This window comes from Flavobacteriales bacterium, from assembly GCA_016712535.1.
Taxonomy (GTDB): domain Bacteria; phylum Bacteroidota; class Bacteroidia; order Flavobacteriales_F; family PHOS-HE28; genus PHOS-HE28.
Map to the genome: position 1 here is coordinate 224,892 of JADJQW010000003.1, position 25,265 is coordinate 250,156.

A 25,265-nucleotide genomic window follows, 5' to 3' on the forward strand; every position below is an offset into this window, starting at 1 on the left:
CCCGATTCATTTCATACCTCCTTCACACGGTCACTCCGAGCGGAACGAAGGAGCAACTTCCAGTCTTCCCCATGCCCTTCCCCACCGACCTCGAGATCGCGCAAGCCGCGCGGATGAAGCCAATCGCTGAGATCGCGAAGAACCTCGGGATCGACCCGGAAGTGATCGAGCCCTACGGCCGCACCAAGGCGAAGCTCCCCATCAACCTCATCGACGAGAAGAGGCTCGCGAAGAGCAAGCTCATCCTCGTCACCGCGGTGAGCCCGACACCCGCAGGAGAGGGAAAGACCACCACCAGCATCGGCCTGCACGAAGGGCTGAGCAAGCTCGGCAAGAAGAGCGTGGTGGTGCTGCGCGAGCCTTCGCTCGGTCCGGTCTTCGGCATGAAGGGCGGCGCCGCCGGCGGCGGTTATGCGCAAGTGGTGCCCATGGAGGACATCAACCTCCACTTCACCGGAGACTTCAGCGCCATCGAGAAGGCCAACAACCTTCTCGCGGCGCTCATCGACAACAACCTGCAGAACCGCAAGCGATCCCTGGGCATCGACCCGCGCACCATCGCCTGGAAACGCGTGATGGACATGAACGACCGCGCCCTGCGGAAGATCACCATCGGGCTTGGCGGCGTGAACGGCGGAGTGCCGCGCGAGGATGGATTCAACATCACGCCTGCGAGCGAGGTGATGGCGATCCTGTGCCTGGCCACCTCTTTCGAGGACCTTAAGAAGCGCCTCGGCGACATCTATGTGGGCCAGCGCTGGGACCGCACGCCGGTGTATGCCCGCGACCTGAAGGCCGAGGCCGCCATGGCCATCCTGCTGAAGGACGCCATCAAGCCGAACCTGGTGCAGACGCTCGAAGGCAATCCGGCGATCCTGCATGGAGGTCCCTTCGCCAACATCGCGCAAGGGGTGAACAGCGTCCTCGCCACAAAGATGGGCCTGAGCCTCGGGGACTACGTGGTCACTGAAGCGGGCTTCGGGGCTGACCTGGGCGCCGAGAAGTTCTTCGACATCAAGTGCCGCGCTGCGGGCCTGAAGCCGGCTGCCGCAGTGATCGTGGCCACGGTGCGCGCCCTGCGCTATCACGGCGGGGTTGACGTGAAGGAGGTGAACACCGCCGCGCCCGACAAGCTGAAGACCGGTCTCGCCAACCTGGGCCGCCACATCGAGAACATCGCCAAGTTCGGCGTGAAGGCGGTGGTGGCCATCAACCACTTCCCCACGGACACGCCCGAGGAGATCGACATGGTCAAGGCGTACTGCACCGAACGTGGCGCCGAGGCGATGCTCGCGCAGGGCTTCGCGAAGGGCGGAGACGGCATGACCGATCTCGCGACCGCTGTGCTCCGCGTGATCGAGGAAGGCAAGAGCGACTTCAAGCCGTTGTATGACCTGAACCTCTCGATCAAGGACAAGATCGCGACCATCGCGAAGGAGATCTACCGCGCCGATGGCGTGGATTACAGCGGCGATGCCGAGACCGCATTGCGCCGCATCGACAAGCTCGGGCTTAACAACGTGCCCATCTGCATGGCCAAGACGCAGTACAGCTTCAGCGACAACAAGGAGCTGCGCGCCGCGCCCACCGGCTTCCGCATCACCGTGCGCGACATCGAGATCAGTGCCGGCGCCGGCTTCGTAGTGCCCATCTGCGGCGAGATCATGCGCATGCCCGGTCTGCCGGAAGTGCCCGCCGCCGAGCACATGGACATCGATGCCAACGGCGTGATCAGCGGGTTGAGCTGAGAGGGACGGGCACGCGGGATCGGGTGCTCAACGCTTCACGAAGCGGGTCGTGCCTGTTCCCTGTGCAGTGTGCAATGTGATGGAATAGACCCCATCCGCCAATCCAGCGGCATCCACGTTGATCATGCGGCCCGATCGTTCGGTCGTCACCTTCACCTCCCTTCCTGACAGGTCGCGCACGACGATAGGGGCGTTCCCGTCGGTCGGCATCGGAGAGGCGATGGTGAGGAGATCCTCCACCGGATTGGGGAAGAGGGCCAGTGCGAAGCCCATATCGGGCGATGCGATGCCCACGGACTGGGGGATCGTGTACTTCGCGATGAAGCCGTCGAGTGCGTTCGGCGCCGAACGCAGCGAAGACGGGTCGCCGGGCATGAAGGTGACCGTGCCGGGCACGGGGAAGGAGGGGTCGAATGAATAAGTGCCGAAGCCCCCTGCGACAAAGACGTGTTGAGCATCAGCGGCCACCGCGCCACCTACCACGTCCAGCGCGTTCGTGGCGATGGCTGTTTGCGACCAGACCACGTCACCCGTGGGTTCCAGACCGGCAATGAACAGGTCCATGACGCCGATCCCACCGGCTACGACGGTGCCATCCAGGTTGATGTCGGTGGAGAACGTACCTGCCAGCACCAATTCTCCACCGGGACGGATCGACAGGCTGCCGCCCGTGCTGCCCAGGGTTGAAGTGAACTGCTTGAGCCATTGAAGGCTGCCGTTGGAGTTGATGCTGCCCACCACCGCGTAATTGCTGGAAGGGTCACCTGTGAGCGTGCTGCCGCCCACGGTGGTGATGCCTGTATGCCATCCGCAGAAGATCACCTGACCCGAGGCAGCCACGGCGACATCCACGCCTTCCTTCCACGCTGACCCGGTGCTGCCCAGTGCCCATTGAGGCGTGCCGGCGCCATTGTATTTCGCCACGAACAGGTCGCGATCGCTGGTGCCGTTCACCGTGATGGGGCCGAAGCTGCAGGCGGTGGTGTACTGGCCGGTGACATGGATGTTGCCCGCAGCGTCACAAGCCACGCGTCCGGCCGCATCCCAGCTGGTTCCGCCGAAGGCCTGGGCCCACAAGCTGGTGCCCGCTGGGTTGTATTTCGCGATGAAGCCATCGCTCAGACCAGCACTGGTGAGCGTGGTTCCGCCGATGGTGAACGCATCGGTGAACGTGCCGACCACGATCACGTTCCCTGCGGCATCCACCTCCACGCTGGTCGCTTCCTGATTCCCGCTGCTGCCCTCGCTATGTGCCCAAAGCAGATTGCCGTTCATGTCGTATCGAGCTACGAAAAGGTCCTTGCCGTCTTGGGTCTGCAGGCTGGCCCCACCGAAGTCGAGCATGCCTTGGAAATGGCCAGCGATCACGACGTCGCCGTTCGCCGCGCGAGCGATGCCGGTGATGCGCGCTTCGGTGTTCAATCCGAACGGTTGGGTGGTCCGGATAAGACGGGTCCATACGCATGCGCCCGATGGATCGCGCTCGCCCACGATCAGCGCGACTTTGTCGATCCCCACCACGAGTGTATCGTCGCACACGATCGCGCTGGTGCTTAAGTGACCGCCGACATAACTGTTGCCAAGATCATCCACTGCGATGTCCGACATTCCATCGTACGTGGCTCGATGAACGCCGCAACGTGCGAGCCACTGGAATGAGATGCTCTCATGGTAACGGGCCAGGTAGCCTTCATAGGCCGGTGTCAGCCCACCAACCAAGGTCGAATCCGTGGCATCGAACCAGTCAGTGAAGAATTGTCCGAACACGTAGTGCCCGCCTTCCGGCCCGAGCGTGTGCGTCGCTACGTAGGCCGATGTGAGCCGTGCGGCCTGCAGGAACGCGCCGGTCTGATCAACTTCCGTGAGGAACATTCCGCTGCCTACCAATGTGATGCTGCCGTAATCGGAAGTCGCGAGTTGATCTCCGCAGATCCATGCGTTGCCAGCTGCGTCCACCGAGAGGCTGGAGGCAGTTTCACCAAGGGTATTCACGGCAAGCCTTTGGGCCCATTGCGGAGCACCGCTGGCATCGCAGTAGGTGAGGAAGATGTCCGTATTCCCGGTGTTCGCGTTCGGCAGTGTGGTGCTCCCGAAGGTGGCCGTGGCACTGGTGTACATGCCGCACAGGTAAATGCCACTGCCGGAGTTCAGGCCCAAGCCGGTCACTGCATTGGCGTCGCCGCCCATCTGCTGCACCCAGGTGCAGGTGCCGCTCGCATCGAAACGGGCCAGGAACACATCGTCCGCCTGCAAGGCAGTGAGGTTCAATGAGCCAAAGGTGCCCGTGCCATCGAATACACCGGCCGCGTAGGTGTTCCCGGTGGCATCGCACGCTATCGCGACGGCCTTCGATTGCCAGGGCAGGGGATTGCTCACGCCGCCCACCCGCGCCGCCCAGAGGAAATTGCCGTTCGCATCGAGGGTGGCGAGGAAGCCGGTGCTGTCATGCGTGGCGATGAGGTTCGTGGCGCCGAAGGCGGCAGTGCCCTGGAAATAACCGCTGACATGCACGCGCCCAAGACCGTCCACGGCGATGTCCGTCGCACCATCGCTGCCGGCGCCGCCCATCTGCCGGATCCACAGCGGCTGGCCGTTCACATCTAAGCGAGCGATGATCGCATCCGATCCTGTGGCCGTGAGCGTGGTGCCGCCGAAGTTCAGGGTGCCGGTGAACTTGCTTGCCACGTACACCCCGTCTGACCCCGCGGCGGCGACCTTGCCTGTGAGCGCGGTCCTCGCCCACAGCAATGTTCCAGATGTATCGAAGCGAGCCACGTAGTGTTGCCCCACGAGGGTATCGCCTACGATGTTGAAGGCTCCGTTCGATCCGCCGCTGATGTACAGCGTGCCATCCGAGGATCCGTCAGCCGATCCCACGGATGGGTAATCGCCGGGCGTCGTCACATTGGGAATGGTCTCCGTCCAGTCGAGCGTGGGGGATTGGGCTTGGGTTGATGCATTGAGCAGCAATGCCAGTATCACCGATCGTCTGCGCATGACCGTGGGGATTGGACATTACGAAGCTAAGGACGATCCCTTGCGTGCGCATGCCCGGTCTGCCCGAGGTGCCCGCCGCCGAGCATATGGACATCGACGCCAACGGCGTGATCAGCGGCCTGAGCTGACGGTCGCACCGGCATCCTGCCTATGTTGGTCTGGACCACAACTGCTGGAAGCCATCGACGCGAACGGAGTGATCAGCGGGTTGAGTTAGTGCTCATCCATAACCTGAACGCGCCACCATTGTCCAGCCGTGGCTCGCACCACGTAGCCTCCTGGCGCTAGTGCGGCAACATCGCAGTCGACGCGGTCCGCTGTACGTCGCATCGGCACTCGGACGATTCGCCCGCAGGCATCTGACCATGACAGGTCTGAGCCTGGAGGCGCGCCGAGCAAGGTGATCGCGCGTGCGGCAGGGTTCGGGTATGCGAGGCCAGAATGCTCGTTCGCTTCTTCCACCCCGGTGGTCGTGCATTCGCATTCAGAGAAATGCTCCACCGCGTAAAGCGTCTGCGGGCTGGTGGCCGTAGCGCTGTACGTGATCTCGCCATTGCTCGTGCTCGCGCCCACCCACTGTGCATCCATGCCGCCCCAGTAGAAGACGCCGCCGTTCTGGTCGATGCACGATCCTGTGAGGGCAGGCTTCATCAGCGCGTCCTGCGTGTACATGCTCGCAAGGTGCGTGACGATGCCCGTGAGCGGGTCGACCATGCTCACCCATTTCGCAGCGCCTGATTTCGGCGTCTGTCCGTACGAGGTGCCGATGACGCGGCCAAGCGCGCAATCGAAGGCGATATGTCCGAAGACCTCACCGGATAGGTTAACGATGGGCGTGTCGTAGATGAGCTCCGAGCCAATGATGTCGATGCCGAGGATCCGTCCTCCATGCTCAAGGCCGTAAAGCTGCTCCTGTGGGTCGATGTAGCTCATGCCACCCAGGCTGTACCCGAAGTCGTCGCCGAGGTCGACCAGCTCCGTGAACGTGTTGCTGGCGCGATCGTAACGCGCGAAGACGTTGTAGCCGACGCCCGCATTCAGCACGCCGTAGAGCGCATCGTCGCATGGGTTGTGCGCCATGCCATAGAAGCGGGTGCTCGATGGCAACGGGTAGCTGACCGAGACCATTGGCGCCTGGTTAAGCGGGTCCAGCGTGAAGAGCTGCTGCCCCGTGTTGAAGAGGTAGCGCCCGGCCGCAACATCGACGCAACTGCTGGCTGCGCTGCCAACTCCTGTGATCTGCAACGGCTCCAGTTCCGTGACCTCACCGGTGGCCAGCTCCATTCGCGCGAAGCGGAACACACCGCTGCTCGGATTGTGCAATCCGTAGAGGTGATCGGCGAGCTGGGCGCTTGCGGCAGGCGGGATGATGAGGCAAAGGGTGGCCAAAAGCAAGTGGGGTCGTAAGGCGTTGAGCATGATGTTCGGTTTCGCTCGAAAGATGGTGCATCCATGCCCTGACGCGCCGCCTGAGGCATCCGCTGCCCGTTATGTTCGTCAGAGCTGTTGGCGACTCGTTGGATAGGCGCGCCTTCCCCAGCCTGTACCATCTCCGCCGTTCATTAACTGGGCAGCGCACCCAACCAGAGGCGCGTCCTCTGCGTGTTCCAGATGGATAGATTCGTTCCGCCAAACCCCCCATTGCCATGAAACAGGCTTTCAGCCTCGCCTTGATCGCAGTTGTCGCGCTGGTCTCATGCCGCAAGGACCTCACCGGCGAAGGCCCGGATGCAGCGATGCCAGGGATGCCGCGGCACCACATCGACATGGGTGGCACCACCTCGGTAACGGTATATGGCCAAGTGCTGGACGAAGGAGGCATTCCTGTTGCGAATGCCCTGGTCCAGGCGGGCTATGGGAATGAGAGCACCTTGACCGATGAGAACGGTGCCTTCGTGCTGCAAGGCATCCGGGCCTATCAGCGGATGGGCTCCGTGCGGGTCTCCAAGCAAGGCTTCTTTACCGGCTCACGATCCTTCTTGCCTGTGCCTGGCGGCAACGTGGTGCGCATCCATCTGCTCGCGCGCAACCTCGCCGGCACGGTGCAGAGCAGCACAGGAGGCACGGTAGAGCTTGAAGGCGCGCGCATCGCCTTCGGCACAGGCGGTTTCACGCGATATGGCCAGCCTTACTCCGGACCGGTGCAGGTCTTCCTCAACTACATCGACCCTACCAGCGAAGGTGTTTCCTATGAGATGCCCGGCATGCTGCTGGGCGCCAAGTCCGGTGAAGCCATGCCCTTGGTCACCTTCGGCATGGTGGCCGTTGAGCTTGCCGATGGCAGCGGCACGAAACTCGATCTGGCGCCCGGCGCCATGGCGAATGTGCGCCTTCCGATGGCCCCGTCGCAATCCGCTTCAGCCGCGCCTGCGATCGATCTCTGGCATTACGATCTGGCCTTGGGCTACTGGACCTTCGAGGGCCAAGCGAATCTGGTGAATGGACAGTACGAGGCCGATGTGCCGCACTTCAGCATATGGAACTTCGACGTGCCCGGCAGTGGCAGCGCGATCCAAGGCCAAGTAATCGACACCCAGGGTAATCCGGTGCAAGGCGCGGTTGTCCGCTTCGCGAACTCGAATGGCTACGCGGATTTCGAAACAAGCACCACTGGGCACTATGGCGGCATGGTGATCAATAGCACCCCGCTCACCATGACCGTTTCTCTCCAGTGCGCTGGCAGCTCGGAGGTAGTGCATACCCAAACAGTCGGGCCATTCCCGAATGGTGGCGTGATACCGCCCGTGGCGATCAGTTCACCTGTGCTATCCACCGTTACTGGCACCGTGATCAACTGCCAGGGCCTGCCGGCCGCTACGGCCTATGTGCTCGTGAATGGCAGCCCGATCTTCTGCAACAATGGCCTTTTCAGCTTCGTCACGTGCCAAGGTTCGGCCACCATCGCTGCGGCAGATTTGGGCGGCGTGAGCTGGGCGGATCCCATCACGGTTGCCATAACAGCACCGAACATGAACCTCGGAATGGTGCAGGCCTGCGATTTCCAGGTCGCAACGGGCACAGTGACGGATGTGGACGGCAATATCTATGGCACCATCAGTTTCGGAGGTCAGGAATGGATGAGCTCCAATCTTCGCACCAGCAGGTACCGCAACGGCGATCCGATTCCCAACGTGCAGGACAACATGCAGTGGTACAACCTCAGCACCGGCGCATGGCGGCACTACGATAACAACTCGGCGCACGAGGCGAACTTCGGGAAGCTCTATAACCACTACACGGTGAGCGATCCCCGGAACGTGTGCCCTGCCGGCTGGCACGTGCCCACTCAGGCTGATTGGGATGGACTCGAGTCCGTGCTCGGCGGGGCCGAAGTGGCGGGTGGTAAATTGAAGGAGATGGGCACCTTGCAAGAGGGCACTGGCCTGTGGAATGCGCCCAACTTTGGCGCGACCGATCAGATCGGATTCTCGGCACGCCCGGGCGGTGCGCACTTCACCAACGGCAGCTTCAACATGGGCAATGAGGCCAGCTTCTGGACCAGTGAATCGGTCGATGAGAGCTTCTCTTATTGGCGCATGATCCATGCTGACAGCGCTTGGGTGTCTCCCGGTGAGCACGGAAACAACGTGGGCATGAGCATCCGCTGCAAGCGGGATTGAACGTTGCAGCCCTTCGCTCCGAGCGCCGCGTTACCTCAACGCGGCGCTCGCATTTCCTGGCAAACCCAATCCCATGAACACGCTCATGCTCGCTCTTGCTTCTGTGCTCCTCGCAACGCCTTCTCAGCCGCGCGCCCTTGCACTCGATGGCGGCCCGCCCGCCATCCGCATCGCTGGCAAATCCGGCGGTGACATCACTGCGGCGCAATGGAGCACGGTGAAGACCGTGGACCTCGTGGGCTGCGTGCCCGGCGCCCGCATCGTCTCGCTGCGCCTCTGTGTGAGGGATTGCCAGGGGAAAGATGCCGGGCTGACTGGCAAGGAGCCCGCGCTGACGGAATCGATGAAGGCGATGGTCTCGAATCTGCCGGTCGGCACCCGGTTCCGCGTGGGGGTGGTCGTTAGCGACCGATCGGGGAAATCCTGGGATGTCCCGGATGCAGAGTTCGTTTGGAAGGGCTGAATGCCAATCGCTGTTAACGGCCGCTCCGGTGTTTGAACCAAGCTGACGCGAAGGCGTCACAGCCGCAAACCAACACGATCATGCGGACCACGATCATCGCTGCGGTGCTGCTCTTCTCGGCATCGCTTTCAGCACAGGACAAGGTGAAGAGGAACCCTGAGGAAATGGCCAAGGTTCGTACAGAGCGCCTGACCACGGTGCTCGAACTCACCCCGGAGCAGGCGGCGAAGGTGAATGCGCTCCACCTGGCCCATGCCCAGGATGCAGAGGCACGCCGCGCGCAGCAGGAAGCGAAGCGCGAAGCCATGCGCGCGGAGATGAAAGCCAAGCGCGAAAGGCACCAAGCGGAGATGAAGGCCATCCTCACCGCGGAGCAATTCGCGAAGTGGGAAGCGCTGAATGCGCAGCGCGAAGAGCGCGGCAAGCAGCGCCGCCACCGCGATACCACGAAGTAGCCGCCCTGGGATCGGAGCCCCGCACGGCATGCGGGGCTCCGCGCTTTCATCCCCCGCCCTTACTTCGCGCCATGCTCGGCCTCCAACTCCCCACCGACCCGCGCTGGGCGGAACTCGTGAAGAACGACCTCGCGCAGTTGCTCATCGATCACGCTTGGTGCGAGCAAAAGGCAGCGAGCAATGCGATCAGCATGATCACACGCTACCCGGAGAACAGCGCTCTGGTGGCTGAGCTGATGCGGATCGCGCAGGAGGAGTTGGACCACTTCCGCCAAGTCGTGGAGCGCATCCATGCGCGCGGCTGGGTGCTCGGCCCTGAGCGCAAGGACGATTACGTGAATGAGTTGATGGCCTTCGTGCGCAAGGACGGCTCGCGTGAGGAGCGCCTGGTGGATCGCTTGCTCTTCAGCGCCATGATCGAGGCGCGCAGCTGCGAGCGATTCAAGCTGCTCGCCGAGGAGTGCCCGGATGAAGAGCTCCGTGCATTCTACCGTGCGCTGATGGAAAGCGAGGCCGGCCACTATGCAACGTTCATCGGTTTCGCGCGGCAGTACGGCGGCCGCGTGGACGTGGACCTGCGCTGGAAGGAATTCCTCGCCTACGAGGCTGCTGTGGTGCGCCGCTATGGGAAAGCGCCCACCATGCACGGGTAGGGCGCCAGCGGTCCGCCCTTTTCGACAACTTCACCGCCCCAACTTCCCCTTCATGCGATTCCGTCACCTGCTTCTCGCGTCGTTGATCGGCTTCGGCGCCAGCGCCCAGAAGAAGTATGCCTACACGAGTGTCCCCGGCGATCCGCTCGAGGCGCGCATCTACACCCTCGACAACGGCCTCCAGGTGTGGCTGAGCCGCAATACCGATGCGCCGCGCGTGCAGACCAACATCGCCGTGCGCGCCGGAAGCAAGAACGATCCAGGGGATGCCACGGGCCTCGCGCATTACCTGGAGCATATGCTCTTCAAGGGAACAAGCCGGATCGGCACCAGCGATTGGGCCAAGGAGAGCGCGTTGCTGAAGCAGATCAGCGATGCGTACGAGCGCAGGCGCTGGTCGCGGGATGAGGGCGAGCGCGAGCGGATCTACCGCGCCATCGACAGCCTCAGCACGCTCGCCGCGGCCTACGCCGTGCCCAACGAGTACGACAAGATGATCAAGAAGCTCGGCGCGCGCGGCACCAATGCATACACCAGCACGGAACGCACGGTGTACATCAACGACATCCCGAGCGACGAGCTGGAGCGGTGGATGGCGATCGAGAGCGAACGGATGCAGGAGTGCGTGCTGCGCCTCTTCCACACCGAATTGGAGACCGTGTACGAGGAGTTCAATAAAGGGCAGGACAACGATGCGCGCCAGGCCTATGCCAAGAAGAACGAGCTGCTCTATCCCTTGCATCCGTACGGCACCCAGACCACCATTGGCAGGGGAGAGCACCTGAAGAACCCCAGCATGGAGAAGATCCATGCCTTCTTCGATGCATGGTACGTGCCCAATAACATGGCTGTGATCCTGGCCGGCGACATCGATTACGACCGCACCATCGCCATGGTGGATAAGCACTTCGGAGGATGGGAGCGGGGCAAGACGCCGGAATTCACCTTCAAGGTGGACGCTCCGCGCCAGCGGCCTGAGATGGCCGAGGTCCATGGGCCGGATGCGGAATGGGTGCAGCTCGCGTGGCGCTTTGATGGATATGATTCCGCTGACCCGATAATGATCACGCTGATCGAAGGCATCCTGAGCAATGGTCAGGCTGGCCTGATCGACCTGGGCCTCGTGCAAAGCCAGCAGGTGCTGGAGGCCTCAGCGACATCGACCGTGCAAACGGATTACTCGGAGTTCGGGCTCTTCGGCAAGGCGAAGGCTGGCCAGTCGCTCGATGAGGTGAGCAACCTGCTGCTCTTGCAGATCGAACGGCTGAAGCGCGGTGATTTCGACGATTGGTTGATCGATGCCGTGGTGACCGACCTTGAGCAGCGGCAGGTGCGCTACTGGAACGAGAGCAACAGCAGGCGGGCCTCGGCCATGACCGATGCCTTCATCCTGCGCAAGGATTGGAAGGATGAAGTGGGCCTTCATGCGCGGATGCGCGGGATCACGAAGCAGCAGGTCATGGATTTCGCAAGGACCCGCCTGATCGACAATTACGTGGGCGTGTACAAGCGCACCGGCGAGCGGCGCGACGCCCACCATGTGGCGAAGCCGAAGATCACGCCCATTGACATCAAGCGCGATGGAATGAGCGCATGGAGGAAGGAGTGGGAGAAGATGCCGAGCGCCACGCTCGAACCGGAGTTCATCGATTACACCAAGGCCATCGAGCATCGGCAGCTGCGCGGGAAGATCCCGTTGGCCGTGGTGAAGAACCCCACCAACGACTTGTTCAGCCTGAGGTACATCCTGGAGATGGGCACCAACCACGATCCGCTCCTGGAAGTGGCCTTGGAGTACTTGCCCTATCTGGGCACCTCCGGTCGCTCACCCTCGGACTTCAAGAAGGACCTGTTCAGGCTCGGCCTCGCCATCGATGTGTTCGTCGGCGATGATCGTTGCTACGTGACCTTGACCGGCTCGGAGCGCAATCTGCCCAAGGGGCTCGGAATCCTGGAGAACCTGCTCGCCGATGCGCAGCCGAATGATGAAGCCCTGCGCAATCTCGTGTCGGACATCCGCAAGGCCAGGCAGGATGAACTGAAGAACAAGGGCAGCATCACCAGCGCGCTGGTGAACCACGCCCGCGTCGGGGAGCATTCACCGTTCAACACCGTCGTGCCCGATGAGCGATTGGCGCGACTCACGAGCGATGAACTCATCCAGCGCATCCGGGGCCTGTGCGGGTTCCAGCACAGCGTGTTCTACTACGGCCGCATGGGTGCCGATGAAGCGGCGCGTCTGATCGAAGGCGTTCATGCCATCGGTGCTGTGAAGGAGATCCCCAAGCCGCGCGCCTTTCCGGAACTGCCCACCACCAAGAGCAAGGTTCTCTTCGCGGAGCATGATATGATCCAGGCGGAGATGTTCCTCGTGAGCAAGGCCGGACCCTTCGATGCAGCGAAGATGCCCTACGCCTCCCTCTTCAACGAGTATTTCGGCAGCGGCCTCAGCAGCATCGTGTTCCAGGAGATCCGCGAGGCCAAGGCACTGGCCTACGGCGCCAGCGCCAGCTATACGTCGCCAGCGAAGAAAGAGGAGGCGCACTATGTCCGTGCCTTCATCGGCACACAGGCGGATAAGCTCGATGATGCCGTGGACGCCATGCTTGCGCTTATGAACGAGATGCCCATGGCGATCGAGCAATTCGAAGGAGCCAAGGCAAGCGCGCTCAAGGTGATCGCCAGCACCCGGATCACGAAGGAGAACATCTATTGGAGCTGGGATGCGGCTCGGCGCCGCGGGATCGATATCGACATCCGGAAGCTCTCCTATGAGCGCATCCCTTCAATCACCATCGAGGACATGAAGGGCTTCTTTGACAAGGAGATCAAGGGCCGGCCGTTCACGTATTGCGTCATCGGAAAAGAAGGCGCCGTGGACCTCAAGGTGCTGGAGAGGCTGGGCCCGGTGACCCGGCTGGATAAACAGGTGCTGTTCGGCTATCCGGAGGCGCAGCGATGAGTCCTTCCTTGGAGATCACCGCTGAGATCATCTCCATCGGCGATGAGCTGCTCATCGGCCAGACGATGAACACCAACGCCGGCTGGATGGGCGAGCAGCTCTCGCTCATCGGTATCCGTCCGGTGCGCGTGCGCGTAATCGGAGATGATAGGGAGGCGATCCTCATGGCGCTGGCCACCTCCAACGCCGATGTGGTGCTCCTTACTGGCGGCCTGGGCCCCACCAAGGACGACATCACCAAGCAGGTGCTCTGCGAGTACTTCGACACGCGGCTTGTCCGGCACCCGCACATCGAGGCGGCCATCGCTGGCTTTTTCCGGAGCATCGGCCGAGAGCCCTTGGAGGTGAACCTGGCCCAGGCCGACCTGCCGGAGTCTTGCACGGTGGTGCCGAACGATCGCGGCACAGCCAGCGGCATGTGGTTCGGCAAGGAAGGCCGTGTCTTCGTAAGCATGCCCGGTGTGCCCTACGAGATGAAGGCCATGATGGAGAAGCACGTATTGCCCGAACTGCGCCGGGTCTTCGATCCCCCATCCATCGTGCATCGGACCATACTCACGACGGGTTTGGGTGAAAGCCATCTCGCGCAGCGCATTTCCGCCTGGGAGGACAGCCTGGCCGATGAGGGCATCAAGCTGGCCTACCTCCCAAGCCCCGGCTTGGTGAAGCTGCGCCTGAGCACCTACGCGAACAACGATCCCTCCGGCGCCCGCGACCGTGTCGCGCAAAAGGCCGACCAGCTCTACCGCCTCATCCCCGAGCTGATCTTCGGCGAGGGCGAGGAGCGCCTCGAGCAAGTAGTGGGGCGCATGCTGAAGGAGAATGGGCACACCTTGTCGACCGCAGAGAGCTGCACCGGTGGATATGTGAGCCATCTGATCACCAGCGTCCCCGGCAGCTCAGCCTATTTCATCGGCGGGGTGGTGAGCTATGCCAATGCCGTGAAAATGGAGGAGCTCGGCATTCCCAGCGACATGCTGGAGCTCAACGGGGCAGTGAGCCAACCCGTAGTGGAGCGCATGGCCCAAGGAGTCCGCGAGGCACTGAAGACCGATTGGAGCATCGCCCTGAGCGGGGTGGCCGGGCCGGATGGTGGCACTGAGGAGAAGCCAGTGGGCACCGTTTGGATGGCGGTGGCAGGCCCAGATGGCGTGCAAGCGGCCAAAGTCTATCTCCCTGGCACCCGCGACCTTGTCATTAAGCGCAGTGCCTTGGCTGCCCTGAACTTGCTTCGTAAGTTCCTGTTGAAGAGGGTTTTAGATTAATCCTAATGGCTCGGGTGCAGGTTGATTGCGGGTAGGTTCAGGGTTGATTTGGCCCGTGCAACCCCCCACCTTTCTTGCTGCCTTCAACCTTCAACCAGCCGAGCGATTTGTAGACAACACAACAACCTTCAACCCACTGCCCGCATCTTCCAACAATCCTCCTAGATTTGCGCCCCGCAATTCAGAACGCCATGTCGAAAGTCTGCCAAATCACCGGGAAGAAGGTCACCGTTGGGCACAAGGTGTCGCACTCGAACATCAAGACCAAGCGCACCTTCGCGCCCAACCTCCAGGATCGGAAGTTCTTCCTGCCTGAAGAGAAGAAGTGGGTGAGCCTTCGCGTAAGCACCTCGGGCATGCGCACCATCAACAAGATCGGCTTGGCCGAGGCCCTTAAGCGCGCCAAGGCGAAGGGTTATCTCGCCGCTTGAACCAAGAACACCACTGAGCCATGGCCAAGAAATCGAAAGGCAACCGCGTGCAGGTGATCCTCGAGTGCACCGAGCATAAGACGTCCGGCCTGCCCGGCACCAGCCGCTACATCACCACCAAGAACAGGAAGAACACCTCCGAGCGGATCGAGTTGAAGAAGTACAACCCGATCCTCCGGAAAGTGACCGTTCATAAAGAGATCAAGTAAGCCGCTCCTTCGCCTTACACAATCTACCCAAACCAGCGCTGCGGCGCGTGAATCATGGCTAAGAAGACCGTTGCTACCCTGAAGAAAGCGGATGCCAAGACCTTCACCAAGGTCATCCGCATGGTGAAAAAGGAAACAGGCGGATACTCCTTCGTGGAGCAGGTGGTGCCCAGCGACGAGGCCGACAAGCTCGCCAGCACGAAGTAATCCTCACCGAACCCATTGCCTGAAGGGCCTCCGCTTGCGAGGCCCTTCTGAGTTCAGGACCACCACGATGGCGCTATTCGGATTGTTCGGGAAGAAGAAGGAGGCTGCGGAACAAGCCGCGGAGAAGCAAGCGCTTGATAGCGGGCTGCGGCGCTCTCGCGAAGGTTTCCTCGGCAAGATCACGCGCGCCATCGCTGGCAAGAGCACCGTGGATGATGAGGTGCTCGATCGGCTCGAGGAGGTGCTCGTGGGCAGCGATGTGGGCGTGGACACCACCCTGCGGATCATCAGGCGCATTGAGGAGCGCGTGAAGCGCGACAAGTACGTGGGCGCTGGTGAGCTGAATGCCCTGCTTCGCGAAGAGATCGCCGCGCTCATGAAGGACCCGGCACCGGTGGATGACGCGATCAAGCCTTACGTGATCATGGTGGTGGGGGTGAACGGCGTGGGCAAGACCACCACCATCGGCAAGCTGGCCAACGCCTTCAAGAAGGAGGGCAAGAGCGTGGTGCTGGGGGCTGCGGACACTTTCCGCGCGGCGGCTGTGGACCAGTTGCGCATCTGGAGTGAGCGCGTGGGCGCAGCGCTGGTGCAACAAGGCATGAACGCTGACCCTGCCGCCGTGGCCTACGATGCCGTGGAGAGCGCCAGGGCCAAGGGTGCGGATGTCGTCATCATCGATACCGCCGGCCGATTGCACAACAAAGCGGGCCTGATGAACGAGCTCACCAAGGTGCGCAACGTGATGCGCAAGGTGGTGCCCGATGCCCCGCACGAAGTGCTGCTCGTGCTCGATGCCAGCACAGGTCAGAACGCCATCGAGCAGGCCAGGGAATTCACCAGGGCCACGGATGTCACGGCGTTGGCGCTCACGAAGATCGATGGCACCGCCAAAGGTGGCGTGGCCATCGGCATCAGCGACCAGTTCAGCATCCCCATCAAGTACCTCGGCGTAGGCGAGGGCATCGACCATCTGCAGGTCTTCGAGAAGCGGGCCTTCGTAGAGGCGCTGTTCAAGGATTGAGTCGCGCTGTTGCGGCTTTGGCAGGGAGGCGCATATCGGCGCTCAGCAAGCGCAGGTTCCTCAATAGCTCCTTGGCCCAGAGCCAAAGGAGCAGCGGCGCCACGCCAATGATCCCGCGGTTGAATTCATAAGCGGCGCCGGGTTCCAAATGGAACAGCGATACCACGCTGCGGGTCATTCCGCAGCCCATGCAGTCCGCGCCGGTGAATCGCTTGTACAGGCAGAGCGTCGGGCCTGAACTGATGAGATCCAACGGCACCAACGCGAGCGCGATCGGGATTCCGATGAGCGCCGCGATGGTAAGCGCGCGGATAAGGCGGCTACTTCTTGATGAGGGCGTTGCCGTTGGCATCCTTGTAACTGCCGACGGCGATCATGATCAGGTCTACGAGCGACCAGATGCCGCAGCCGCCGAGCGTGAGCAATTGAACGATGCCGATCACGGTATGGCCCGTGTAGAAGCGGTGCACCCCGAGGCCGCCCAGAAAGAGGCAGAGCAGCAATGAAGTGAGCCAGTCCTTGCCTGGTGCATTCACATTGTCCATTCTAGAGTTGATGGTTTGGTTCGGGTTCCAAGATAGAGCCCGATGAGGAGCCGGATGGCTCAGCATCACGGGAGGCAACCTGAACGGCTCACCTTGATAGGAAAGCGCACCTATCTTCGGCCCAACCCTTAACGCGTTCAAATGGAAAGCAATCAAGCCAGTCCTGCAACTCCTCCCGCCGGCGGTGATAAGACCGTGGCCATCGTGGCCTACCTCTCCTTGGTCGGTTTCGTGATTGCCCTGATCCTGCACAACCAGGAAGGCAAGAAGACAGAGCTTGGTGCCTTCCATCTGCGCCAAGGGCTGGGCATCCTGATCAGCTCCGTGGCCATGAGCATCATTTCCATCATCCCGATCCTGGGTTGGATCGTGGGTTGCTTGGGTCTCATCCTCGTGCTCGTCATGTGGATCATGGGCATCATTGCTGCCGCCAATGGCGAGATGAAGCCCGCCCCCGTGCTAGGTGCGAAATTCCAGGAGTGGTTCAAGACGGCCTTCGTCTGAGCCATCCGTGCTGAACAGCCCATGGGGTAGCTTCGCGCGCCCATGAAGGCCCGCACACTCAAGCGCACCAAGGTCAACGTCATTACCCTCGGCTGCTCGAAGAACACCTTCGACAGCGAGGTGATGATGGCGCAGCTCAAGGCCAGTGGCATCGCGGTGGATCATGAGAGCGATGCCGGCGACCACAACGTGGTGGTGATCAACACCTGCGGCTTCATCGACAATGCGAAGCAAGAGAGCATCGATACCATCCTGAGCTACGCCAAAGCCAAGGATGAAGGGCTGGTGGAAAAGGTGTACGTGACCGGCTGCCTCAGCCAGCGCTATGGAACAGAGTTGAAGGATGGCATCCCTCAGGTGGACGCCTGGTTCGGCACGCGCGACCTGCCCCGGCTGCTCAAGACCCTGAAAGCCGATTACAAGCATGAGCTGGTAGGGGAGCGGCTGCTCACCACGCCTGCCCACTTCGCCTACTTCAAGATCAGCGAGGGCTGCGACCGCAAGTGCTCCTTCTGCGCCATCCCGCTCATGCGCGGGAAGCACATCAGCACGCCCGTAGAGCAATTGGTGGCGAACGCGAAGGGACTGGCGGCGATAGGCGTGAAGGAGCTGATCCTCATCGGGCAGGACCTCACGTACTACGGCCTCGACCTGTACAAGAAGCGCAACCTCGATGAGCTCCTCGCCCGGTTGAGCGATGTGGACGGCATCGACTGGATCCGCCTGCACTATGCGTTCCCTTCGGGCTTCCCGATGGACGTGCTGGATGTGATGCGCGATCGTTCCAACGTGTGCAAGTACCTCGACATGCCGCTGCAGCACGGCAGCACGCGGATGCTGACCCGTATGCGGCGTGGCATCACGCAGGAGAAGACGGAAGCGCTAGTCGATACCATCCGGGAGAAAGTGCCCGGCATCGCGATCCGCACCACGCTCATCGCGGGCTTCCCCGGCGAGACGCAGGCCGATCACGACGACAACCTGCGCTGGGTCGAACGCATGCGCTTCGACCGCCTGGGCGCATTCACATACAGCCATGAGGAGGACACGCACGCGCACACCTTCGAGGACGATGTGCCCAAGGACGTGAAGGAGCATCGCGCGCAGGAGATCATGGAGCTGCAGGGCGGCATCAGCCTGGAGCTCAATCAGGCCAAGGTGGGCAAGGCCTTCCGCGTGCTGGTGGACAAGGCCGAGGGCGGCCACTACATCGCCCGCACCGAATTCGATTCACCCGAGGTGGACAACGAGGTGCTGATACCCACGAGCGCCGGGCATTTGCGCATCGGTGATTTCGCCGAGGTGCGGATCACGGAAGCGAACGAGCACGACTTGCGCGCCGAGGTGGTTCAGTGAGCCTCCTCCGCTTCGGGCTTCCGCTTGCCCTTGCGCCATTCGATCGCGGCTTCGGGCAGTGATTGGAAGAAATCGATGAGCAGCTTGCGCTGCCGCTGGTCGAGGCGGGCGTGGCCGTGCATCCACGTGTAGGAGGGGAGGGGCATCTCAGCTGCTTCAATCAGCTCGGCGGCCTCGTCCACGAAGTGCGCGCGGTGCTTTTCGCTCAAGGTGGCCCACACGGAGAGGTTGCCCTCTTCGCGTCCCTCGTTCACGTGATGCTGCACCCACCAATTCACCGGGGTGATCCGGTCGTACCATGGGTATCGCGTCTCGTTGCTGTGGCAGTCGTAGCAAGCGGTGCGCAGAAGGCCAGCGATCTCTTCATTCGGCTGAGTAAGGGAGATCAAGTCCTGCGAGGAGTCCGTGTCCGGGGCCTTCGTATCGGGACGAATGAACTGGGCTGCAGCGCAAACAGTGAGCAGAATGAGCAGAACGCGGCGCATGGCCGAAAAGTAGAGGAATCCTTCACCGCGCGAAGAAGCGATTCACGGCCTCCGTGCGGTTGACCACATGCAGCTTGCCGTAGATGCGGTGGATGTTCTGTTTCACGGAGCCTTCCGTGATGCCGATCCTTGCGGCGATCTCCTTGTAGAGCAGCCCTTGGGCAAGCAGTTCCAGCACCTCGAATTCGCGCGCGCTCAGTTCCGCGTTCAACGGATGCATTTCCGCTGGAGCGGGCCTGAAGTGCTTCACCACGCGCCGGGCCACGCTCATGCTCATGGGCGACCCACCGGAGCTCACCTCACGGATCGCCTGCACGATCTGGTCGGGCGATGAGTTCTTCAGCAGGTAGCCGTTCGCGCCGGCCTTCAAGGCCTCATAGACCTTGTCATCGGTGTCGTTCACGGTGTACATGAGGAACTGGGTGCTCGGCCACCGCTGGCTCAACTCGCGCACGCCCTCGATGCCGTCCAGGCCCGGCAGATTGATATCCATGAGCACCACATCGGTGGCTCCAGTGCCGTTCAGCGCGAGCGTCTCTTCCACCGAGCCATGCGCGCCTTTGATGGCGATGCCGGGCGTGGCCAGGAACACTGCGGTGAGCAGCTCCCGGATTCGCTCGTCGTCCTCGACGATCCGGAGGGTGATGGTGTCGTCCACGAGGCGAAGGTGGCTGAATGCGTCGTGCCTATCAAGCTAACTTTCGTTCAGCCAGCGGTGCCTGCATCCGAAGCGAGGTGCCCCGGCCATCGAGGCCCGCCGAGAAACCGATGGAAGCCCCGATCATCTCCGCGCGCTTCCTCATGTTGATCAGGCCGTGCCCATGCTCACGCTGCGGTTGCATGCCCCGGCCGTCATCGGCCACGTCGATCGTGAGCCCATCGCGCCATTCGAGATGCAACTGGACGCGGCTCGCCTCGGCATGCTTCACCACGTTGTGCAGGGCTTCCTTCACGATGAGGAAGAGGTTGCGGCGCTCTTGGGTGGTGAGCATGCGGTCGGGCATGGTGCGCGCGTGCACCTCGATCGCGATGCCGTGGGCATCGAGGTAGGCCCGCGCATGCGCTGCGATATAGGCCACGAGGTCGTCGAGGCTGCCTTGGTCATCCTGCAAGGCCCAGATGATATGGCGCATGCTGGCGATGAGCTCCTCCGCCGAGCTGGCCTGTTCGCGAAGCAGCGGCGCCATCCCATCGGCACGGCCTTGCTGCAGGGCCATCTCGCTCCGGAGCTTCAGCGCGCTGAGCCCCACGCCCAGGTCGTCGTGCAAGTCGCGGCTCACCTGCTCGCGCACGCGGAGCTCCGCGATGGTGCGCTCCTGATGCTCCCGTTCCGCGCGCAGTTCGGCCATGCGTCTGCGGTGGCGCAGCCTCGCGTTCAGGATGAGATAGACGCTGGTGATGGCCAGCAGGGCGAGTGCGCTGACGATGATCGCGAGTTGCCGGTTGCGCGTTTCGCCCACGAGAAGGGCCGCTACGCGCTCCCGCTCGATGCGCTCCACCTCAAGGTCGTTGTCGGCGCGCAGGAGCTCGGCTTGGGTGGAGAGCGCTGACCGGATGTTGTTGGCGGCGATCGTGCTGTCGATCCGGTGCCATTCGTCCAGATGGCCCAAGGCTTGGGCGAGCTCGCCGATGCGCTCAAAGGCGCGCGCCGCTTGGCGCTCGAAATTGCGCTGGGTCACCAGGCCTATCTGATGCCTATGCGCATCGAGGTAGCTGCGCGCGAGGTCCAACGCTGCTCGTGCTTCTTTGGCTCGGCCAGCCTCGGCGAGCGCCATGCATCGCCCCACGAGCGCATCCACGCCGATGTCGTGATCGCGCGCTGAATCGGCGATGGACCATGCGCGGTCGTGAAAGGCCAGCGCTGAATCCGGCTCATCCGCTTTCAAGGCGATGTTGCCTAATGCCCACCAGGCCACGGCCGTGGCGCGCGCCGCCCCTGCTTCTTCGGCCAGCCGTAGGCTCAATCGCGCATGGTACCGGGCGCTGTCGCGATGGCCCAGCGTGTTCAGGTAACTGCCGAGATTACCGTGGATGTGGTGCAGCTCGGACACCGGATAGCGCGCAGCCGGCGCTTGCGGGAACCACCGGAGCGCCAGGCGCAGGTAGGGCAGGGCTTCCTGGCTGTCCTGGATGTTCTCGTGAAGCAGGCCTTTCAGGTTGTAGGCATTCGAGATCAATGTGCTGTCCTGGAGCTGGTGCGCGAGGCGCTCGGCCTCGTTCAGGTCGCGCATGGCCTCGTTGAAGAGGCCCTCGTAGTAAAGCACTTCGGCGCGGTAGGCGAGCAGGTAATGCGCGACTTCAGGATGCTCGGCCGCTTTCACTTGGGCCAGAGCGCCATTGATCAGCATGATGGCGCTGTCGCCATGGAAGGCATCCATCTGATGGAGGATGCGCTGCATCTGCCGGTCGATCACCGCATCGGCGAAAGGCGGCAGCGCACGCATGCTCCGGGAGGGGGCCTGCTCGGCCGAAGCCGCTGGGATCAGATGGAGCAGCGCAGGCAGGATCGCGCAGCGAAGCGGATTCATCGCCCGAAATACCGGTTCACCGCCTCGGTGCGGTTCTGCACGTGAAGCTTGCCATAGATGCGGTGGATGTGCTGCTTCACCGTGCCGGTGGTGATGCCCATGCGCTCTCCGATCTCCTTGTAGAGCAGGCCCTCAGCAAGCAGTTCCAGCACCTTGCGTTCGCGGTCGCTCAGGGCGTCGTCGGTTGCGCCGCCCGCGACGGCCGGCCTGAATTGCTGCACCACGCGCCGGGCGACATGCGCGCTCATGGGTGCGCCGCCTGCCTGCAGCTCGCGCACGGCAGCGATGATCTCATCCGGCGTGCTGCTCTTGAGGATGTAGCCGTTGGCACCCGCTTTCAGTGCCTCGAAGACGCGCTGGTCATCGTCGTGGACCGTGTACATGAGGAACTGCGTGCGCGTGCAGCGCTGGCTGAGCTGCTTCACGCAGTCGATGCCGCTCTGGACGGGCAGGTTGATGTCCATGAGCACCACATCGGGGCATTGGTCCTTCATGCGCAGCAGGGCATCCTCAGCGGTGCTGTGGAAGGTGAAGGGCTCCATGCCCTCCTCGAATAGGAAAAGGGAGCGCAGCGTCTCTCGGATGGTGCTGTCATCTTCAACGATGCTCACCCGGATGGATGCGGTCTCGGTCATGCTGCAAATCTCTTGGCCTCAGGAGCGGCCAACAATAGAACGAAGGTTAGGGGTGGGGGCGAGCGGTGCATGCAGCCTTATGGTGGTGCCTTGCCCGGATTGCATGTCGATGCTGCCGCCGAGGTCGGTCATTCGTTTGCGCATGTTGCGCATGCCGTTTCCGGTGCCCTGATCGGCGGCGTTGGGCAGGCCGATGCCATCGTCAATGATCGTGATGCGGAGACCGGCGTCCCATTCGGCTGATAGGCTCACGCTGCTCGCATGGGCGTGCTTCACCACGTTGTGCAGCGCTTCCTTCAGCACAAGGAAGAGGTTGCGCCGCTGCTGTGTGGTGAGGGCGGCATCCGGCAGTCGGCCATGGGCCTCGTATCGGAAACGGAGCCCGTTCTGGTCGCAGTAGCCGCGCGCGTAATTGGTGGCGTAAACGAGCAGGTCCTGCACGCTGCCCTGGTCCTGATCCATGGCCCAGATCATCTGGCGCATGCTGGTGATGATCTCGCCGGCGCTGTTGGCCAGCGATGCCAGCTGCTCGCGCTTGGCGGGATCCTTCTCGGTGCGCAAGGCCATCTCGCTGCGGAGCTTCAAGCCGCTCAGGCCGGCACCCAGATCGTCGTGCATGTCGCTGGCGATGCGCTCCCGTTCGCGCAGCACCGCCTGCTCGCGTTCGAAGCGCTCGCGCTCCTTGCGCAGACGTTGCTGCATGTAAGCGCGGAACCCGGCCGTTGATGCCATGGCGAGCGCGATGAGGGCGCTTAGCCTGAACCACCACGTGGACCACCACGGCGGGTGCACCTCGAATTGAAGGAGGGTCACTGGAGCGGACCACGCACCATCATCAGCGAGCACCCGGACCGTGAAGCCGTATTCACCGCTGGGCAGATCCCCGAAGGTGGCGCTGCGGCAGCCGAGGCAATCGGTCCAGGCAGAATCGCGGCCGGTGAGCCGCCATGACACCCGCGCTCCTTGCGCGCGGATCGGGTCATTCAGCGCGAATTCGACCGCGATCCGGTCGCGGCCCTCGATGAGCCGCAGCCTCATGGCGCTTGCAACGGACTGCCCATTCACATGCGCTGCGGTGAGCCGGGGCTCGGTCAGCGGCTTGGCCGGTGCCGGGTCAAGCATCTTCACCCGCACCACTTCGGGACCATTGAGCACCAGCAGTGAGCGTGCGGCCCGCGACAGCAGCATGCCATTGATCTCATCGCTCCATTGCACCCCGAAGTCGAGCCGCTGGAAGACGCGCTGCTCCGGGTTCCATTTGGCGATCCCCCCGGTGCCTCCGATCCAGAGGCCCAGCCGTTCATCGGCCACGATGGCCCGCACGAGATCACCGGGGACGCCTCGCTCCCGGTCGAACACCTCGGTGCGGCGCGTGGCTGGATCATAGCGGGCGAGTCCTCCTTTATGCGTGCCTACCCAAATGGCTCCGTCTTGATCCTGGGCAAGCGCGCGCACCACGCCGAAAGCTTCGCCCAAGGCATCGCCGGGATCCAAGGCGATCCGCTCGAAGTCGTTGGTGGCGCGGCGGTAGCGGCAGAGCCCTCCTCCATCGTTGCAGCCGATCCAGATATTCCCTTCCCGATCGGCAAGCAGGCAGAGCAATCGGTCTATGGGTAGGCTCGAAGGATCCGAAGGGTCATGCACAAGCTGCTCGCAAACGCCGAGCGAAGGGTTGAACCGGAACAGGCCCTTGCGCCACGAGGCTGCCCACCACCAGCCATCGCGGTCCTGAACCAGGTCCATGAAGTGCGCGCGGGTGAGCAAGGGATTCAGCGCTTCGAGGTCATCGCGGTGGACCCATCGGCTCAGTGAGGCATCCGTTGCATGTATGCCATGGTAGGTGGCGAAGAGGTAGCCGCCATTCTCAGATGGCTTGATCGCTGTAACCGTGTTCTCCCCGTGGATGTGCTGCGGTCCGCGCCGAGGTCGGCGCTGGAGGAGTTGGCGCCATTCGGAGCCCTCTCCGTGCAAGAACGCACCAGCCCTGTATGTGCCTACCAATTGGCCACCATCGGGTGATTCCAGCGCGCAGAGGGTGGTGTGGTCCTGGTCCCATGCGTCGTTCATGAATCGTTCGATACGGGGATCGGCGGGTACCAAGGCCAGCGCGCCATGAGAACCGACCAACCAGAACCGGCCCTCATCATCCATGGCAGCTGATCGGATGGCGAGGGAGCCCGGTGTTCCTAAAGCCGTGCTCCGATCACTGAACACGGCAACGGTTCGGGTGTGGTCCGCGCTGCCCACGCGGAGCAAGCCGCTCCAGTTCCACACCCACCACTCCCCGTGCGGACCTTTCCGGAAACCACGCAAAGCCTCCCCTTCACGCAGCAGTTCTCCAGCATCGAAGCGTCGGGTGCCGCCGCGCGGGTCGCGTTCCATGAATGACCGGGACCGGTTGTCGAACCAGGCCAAGGTGCTGTCACTGGTCCAGGTGAGGCAGATGATCTGCTGGGGCGCACCATCGAACAGGTCTTTGAGGAGCAACACCGGCTCTACCGCCCCGCTTGAGCTGATCCGGAAGATGCCTTCGCGTGCGGCAACGAGCACGGCATCGGGCTGCCGGTCCGGAAGGAGACGGTTGTGCGATTCCGATCGGCGCGCATAGGACGGGTGATCGGCGATCGGTTCCAACGCGCCGCTGGCAAAGGCCCTGAACACGCCTTCCTCGGTCAGTGCGATGGCGCTGCCGTTGGGCATGGGCGCCACTTGCCAGAACCGGTTCGCCAGCACAGGATTCAGTGAGTCACTTCCGATGCGGAAGCGCCTGAATCGGCCTGTGGCCGGATCGAGCCGGGCCATGCCGGATTGCGTGCCCACCCAGATGCCGCCGTCGGGCGCCTCGCGCACATCGGTCACGGAGTTGTTGGGCAGGCTTGTGCTGTCAGCGCGCGCGTGCTGGTACAGGGTGTGCCGATCGCCTTCACAGCGCAGCAAGCCATCCTCAAGGGCCAGCCAGAGCGTGCGGTTCCGATCAAAGGCCATGGCGTTCACATTCAGAGGCATGCCACGCTCCGTGGTGCGCATCTGCATATATCCGCTGTAGTGGGCGATCAGAGTGGCATCGCCTTGTGCCGGAATCTGGAATGGACCGGCGAACTGCGCCGATCCCGGTGTGCGGAAAAGGATCAGGCCGATGAATAGGAGCAGGAAGCGCACGCGGCAAGTTAGCCGTGGG

The 25,265-nt window shown here is 62.6% G+C and carries 23 protein-coding genes; 14 read left to right on the top strand and 9 right to left on the bottom strand.

The features are described 5' to 3' along the window. The first annotated feature begins 71 nt into the window (after positions 1-71). Entirely contained in the window at positions 72-1,748 is a 1,677-nt protein-coding gene (locus IPK70_11110; protein MBK8227711.1) for a formate--tetrahydrofolate ligase, read from the top strand. A gap of 27 nt (positions 1,749-1,775) precedes the next feature. Here the strand turns inward: IPK70_11110 and IPK70_11115 are convergent, their stop codons facing one another. Next, positions 1,776-4,745, bottom strand: coding sequence for a T9SS type A sorting domain-containing protein (locus IPK70_11115; GenBank protein MBK8227712.1), 2,970 nt, complete (start codon positions 4,743-4,745; stop codon positions 1,776-1,778). 11 nt (positions 4,746-4,756) lie between these two features. On the opposite strand from IPK70_11115, the gene IPK70_11120 reads away from it, so the two are divergent. Continuing rightward, positions 4,757-4,873 (top strand): formate--tetrahydrofolate ligase, encoded by a 117-nt coding sequence (locus tag IPK70_11120; GenBank protein ID MBK8227713.1) that lies wholly within the window; start codon positions 4,757-4,759, stop codon positions 4,871-4,873. An 85-nt stretch (positions 4,874-4,958) separates the two neighbouring features. Here IPK70_11120 and IPK70_11125 read toward each other — a convergent pair whose 3' ends face one another. Further along, positions 4,959-6,164, bottom strand: a complete 1,206-nt coding sequence (locus tag IPK70_11125) for a hypothetical protein (protein MBK8227714.1) — start codon at positions 6,162-6,164, stop codon at positions 4,959-4,961. A gap of 227 nt (positions 6,165-6,391) precedes the next feature. Here IPK70_11125 and IPK70_11130 point away from each other — a divergent pair, with 227 nt between their 5' ends. The 10 genes from IPK70_11130 (at position 6,392) to ftsY (ending at position 16,034) form a co-directional block, all read left to right on the top strand. Next, entirely contained in the window at positions 6,392-8,365 is a 1,974-nt protein-coding gene (locus IPK70_11130) for a carboxypeptidase regulatory-like domain-containing protein (GenBank protein ID MBK8227715.1), read from the top strand. A 73-nt stretch (positions 8,366-8,438) separates the two neighbouring features. Continuing rightward, positions 8,439-8,828 carry a hypothetical protein gene (locus tag IPK70_11135; protein MBK8227716.1) on the top strand — a complete coding sequence of 130 codons (390 nt, stop codon included), beginning with the start codon at positions 8,439-8,441 and terminating at the stop codon, positions 8,826-8,828. An 80-nt stretch (positions 8,829-8,908) separates the two neighbouring features. Next, entirely contained in the window at positions 8,909-9,283 is a 375-nt protein-coding gene (locus IPK70_11140) for a periplasmic heavy metal sensor (GenBank protein ID MBK8227717.1), read from the top strand. Between the two features lie 71 nt (positions 9,284-9,354). After that, entirely contained in the window at positions 9,355-9,936 is a 582-nt protein-coding gene (locus IPK70_11145; GenBank protein ID MBK8227718.1) for a tRNA-(ms[2]io[6]A)-hydroxylase, read from the top strand. 52 nt (positions 9,937-9,988) lie between these two features. Beyond that, positions 9,989-12,898 (top strand): insulinase family protein, encoded by a 2,910-nt coding sequence (locus IPK70_11150; protein MBK8227719.1) that lies wholly within the window; start codon positions 9,989-9,991, stop codon positions 12,896-12,898. Further along, positions 12,895-14,163 carry a competence/damage-inducible protein A gene (locus IPK70_11155; GenBank protein ID MBK8227720.1) on the top strand — a complete coding sequence of 423 codons (1,269 nt, stop codon included), beginning with the start codon at positions 12,895-12,897 and terminating at the stop codon, positions 14,161-14,163. The genes IPK70_11150 and IPK70_11155 overlap by 4 nt, the downstream gene beginning before the upstream one ends. A gap of 191 nt (positions 14,164-14,354) precedes the next feature. Continuing rightward, positions 14,355-14,594, top strand: coding sequence for a 50S ribosomal protein L28 (rpmB, locus tag IPK70_11160; protein MBK8227721.1), 240 nt, complete (start codon positions 14,355-14,357; stop codon positions 14,592-14,594). Between the two features lie 20 nt (positions 14,595-14,614). Then, positions 14,615-14,803, top strand: a complete 189-nt coding sequence (gene rpmG, locus IPK70_11165) for a 50S ribosomal protein L33 (protein ID MBK8227722.1) — start codon at positions 14,615-14,617, stop codon at positions 14,801-14,803. Between the two features lie 54 nt (positions 14,804-14,857). Next, entirely contained in the window at positions 14,858-15,010 is a 153-nt protein-coding gene (locus tag IPK70_11170) for a DUF4295 family protein (GenBank protein MBK8227723.1), read from the top strand. Positions 15,011-15,077: 67 nt separating this feature from the next. Continuing rightward, positions 15,078-16,034 (top strand): signal recognition particle-docking protein FtsY, encoded by a 957-nt coding sequence (gene ftsY / locus IPK70_11175; GenBank protein ID MBK8227724.1) that lies wholly within the window; start codon positions 15,078-15,080, stop codon positions 16,032-16,034. On the opposite strand, the gene IPK70_11180 is transcribed toward ftsY, so the two are convergent. After that, complete coding sequence (locus tag IPK70_11180) at positions 16,024-16,293, bottom strand: DUF2752 domain-containing protein (protein ID MBK8227725.1); 270 nt, start codon at positions 16,291-16,293, stop codon at positions 16,024-16,026. The two genes, ftsY and IPK70_11180, sit on opposite strands and share 11 nt — an antisense overlap. Positions 16,294-16,354: 61 nt before the next feature. Beyond that, the gene (locus IPK70_11185) at positions 16,355-16,645 is read right to left on the bottom strand and encodes a TM2 domain-containing protein (GenBank protein ID MBK8227726.1); all 291 of its coding nucleotides are present in this window, start codon (positions 16,643-16,645) and stop codon (positions 16,355-16,357) included. Between the two features lie 75 nt (positions 16,646-16,720). Here IPK70_11185 and IPK70_11190 point away from each other — a divergent pair, with 75 nt between their 5' ends. Together IPK70_11190 and rimO are read left to right on the top strand one after the other, a co-directional pair. Next, complete coding sequence (locus IPK70_11190) at positions 16,721-17,083, top strand: hypothetical protein (protein MBK8227727.1); 363 nt, start codon at positions 16,721-16,723, stop codon at positions 17,081-17,083. A 42-nt stretch (positions 17,084-17,125) separates the two neighbouring features. After that, entirely contained in the window at positions 17,126-18,439 is a 1,314-nt protein-coding gene (gene rimO / locus IPK70_11195; protein ID MBK8227728.1) for a 30S ribosomal protein S12 methylthiotransferase RimO, read from the top strand. On the opposite strand, the gene IPK70_11200 is transcribed toward rimO, so the two are convergent. Genes IPK70_11200 through IPK70_11220 form a run of 5 tightly spaced genes read right to left on the bottom strand, consistent with a single transcriptional unit; the run spans position 18,433 to position 25,246 of the window. Beyond that, positions 18,433-18,924 carry a heme-binding domain-containing protein gene (locus IPK70_11200; GenBank protein ID MBK8227729.1) on the bottom strand — a complete coding sequence of 164 codons (492 nt, stop codon included), beginning with the start codon at positions 18,922-18,924 and terminating at the stop codon, positions 18,433-18,435. The genes rimO and IPK70_11200 overlap by 7 nt on opposite strands. Before the next feature lie 22 nt (positions 18,925-18,946). Next, complete coding sequence (locus tag IPK70_11205) at positions 18,947-19,582, bottom strand: response regulator transcription factor (GenBank protein ID MBK8227730.1); 636 nt, start codon at positions 19,580-19,582, stop codon at positions 18,947-18,949. 31 nt (positions 19,583-19,613) lie between these two features. Continuing rightward, entirely contained in the window at positions 19,614-21,452 is a 1,839-nt protein-coding gene (locus IPK70_11210; GenBank protein ID MBK8227731.1) for a hypothetical protein, read from the bottom strand. Beyond that, the gene (locus IPK70_11215) at positions 21,449-22,087 is read right to left on the bottom strand and encodes a response regulator transcription factor (protein MBK8227732.1); all 639 of its coding nucleotides are present in this window, start codon (positions 22,085-22,087) and stop codon (positions 21,449-21,451) included. Before IPK70_11215 ends, IPK70_11210 begins: the two co-directional genes overlap by 4 nt. Positions 22,088-22,105: 18 nt before the next feature. Further along, positions 22,106-25,246 carry a hypothetical protein gene (locus IPK70_11220; protein ID MBK8227733.1) on the bottom strand — a complete coding sequence of 1,047 codons (3,141 nt, stop codon included), beginning with the start codon at positions 25,244-25,246 and terminating at the stop codon, positions 22,106-22,108. Positions 25,247-25,265: the final 19 nt, after the last annotated feature.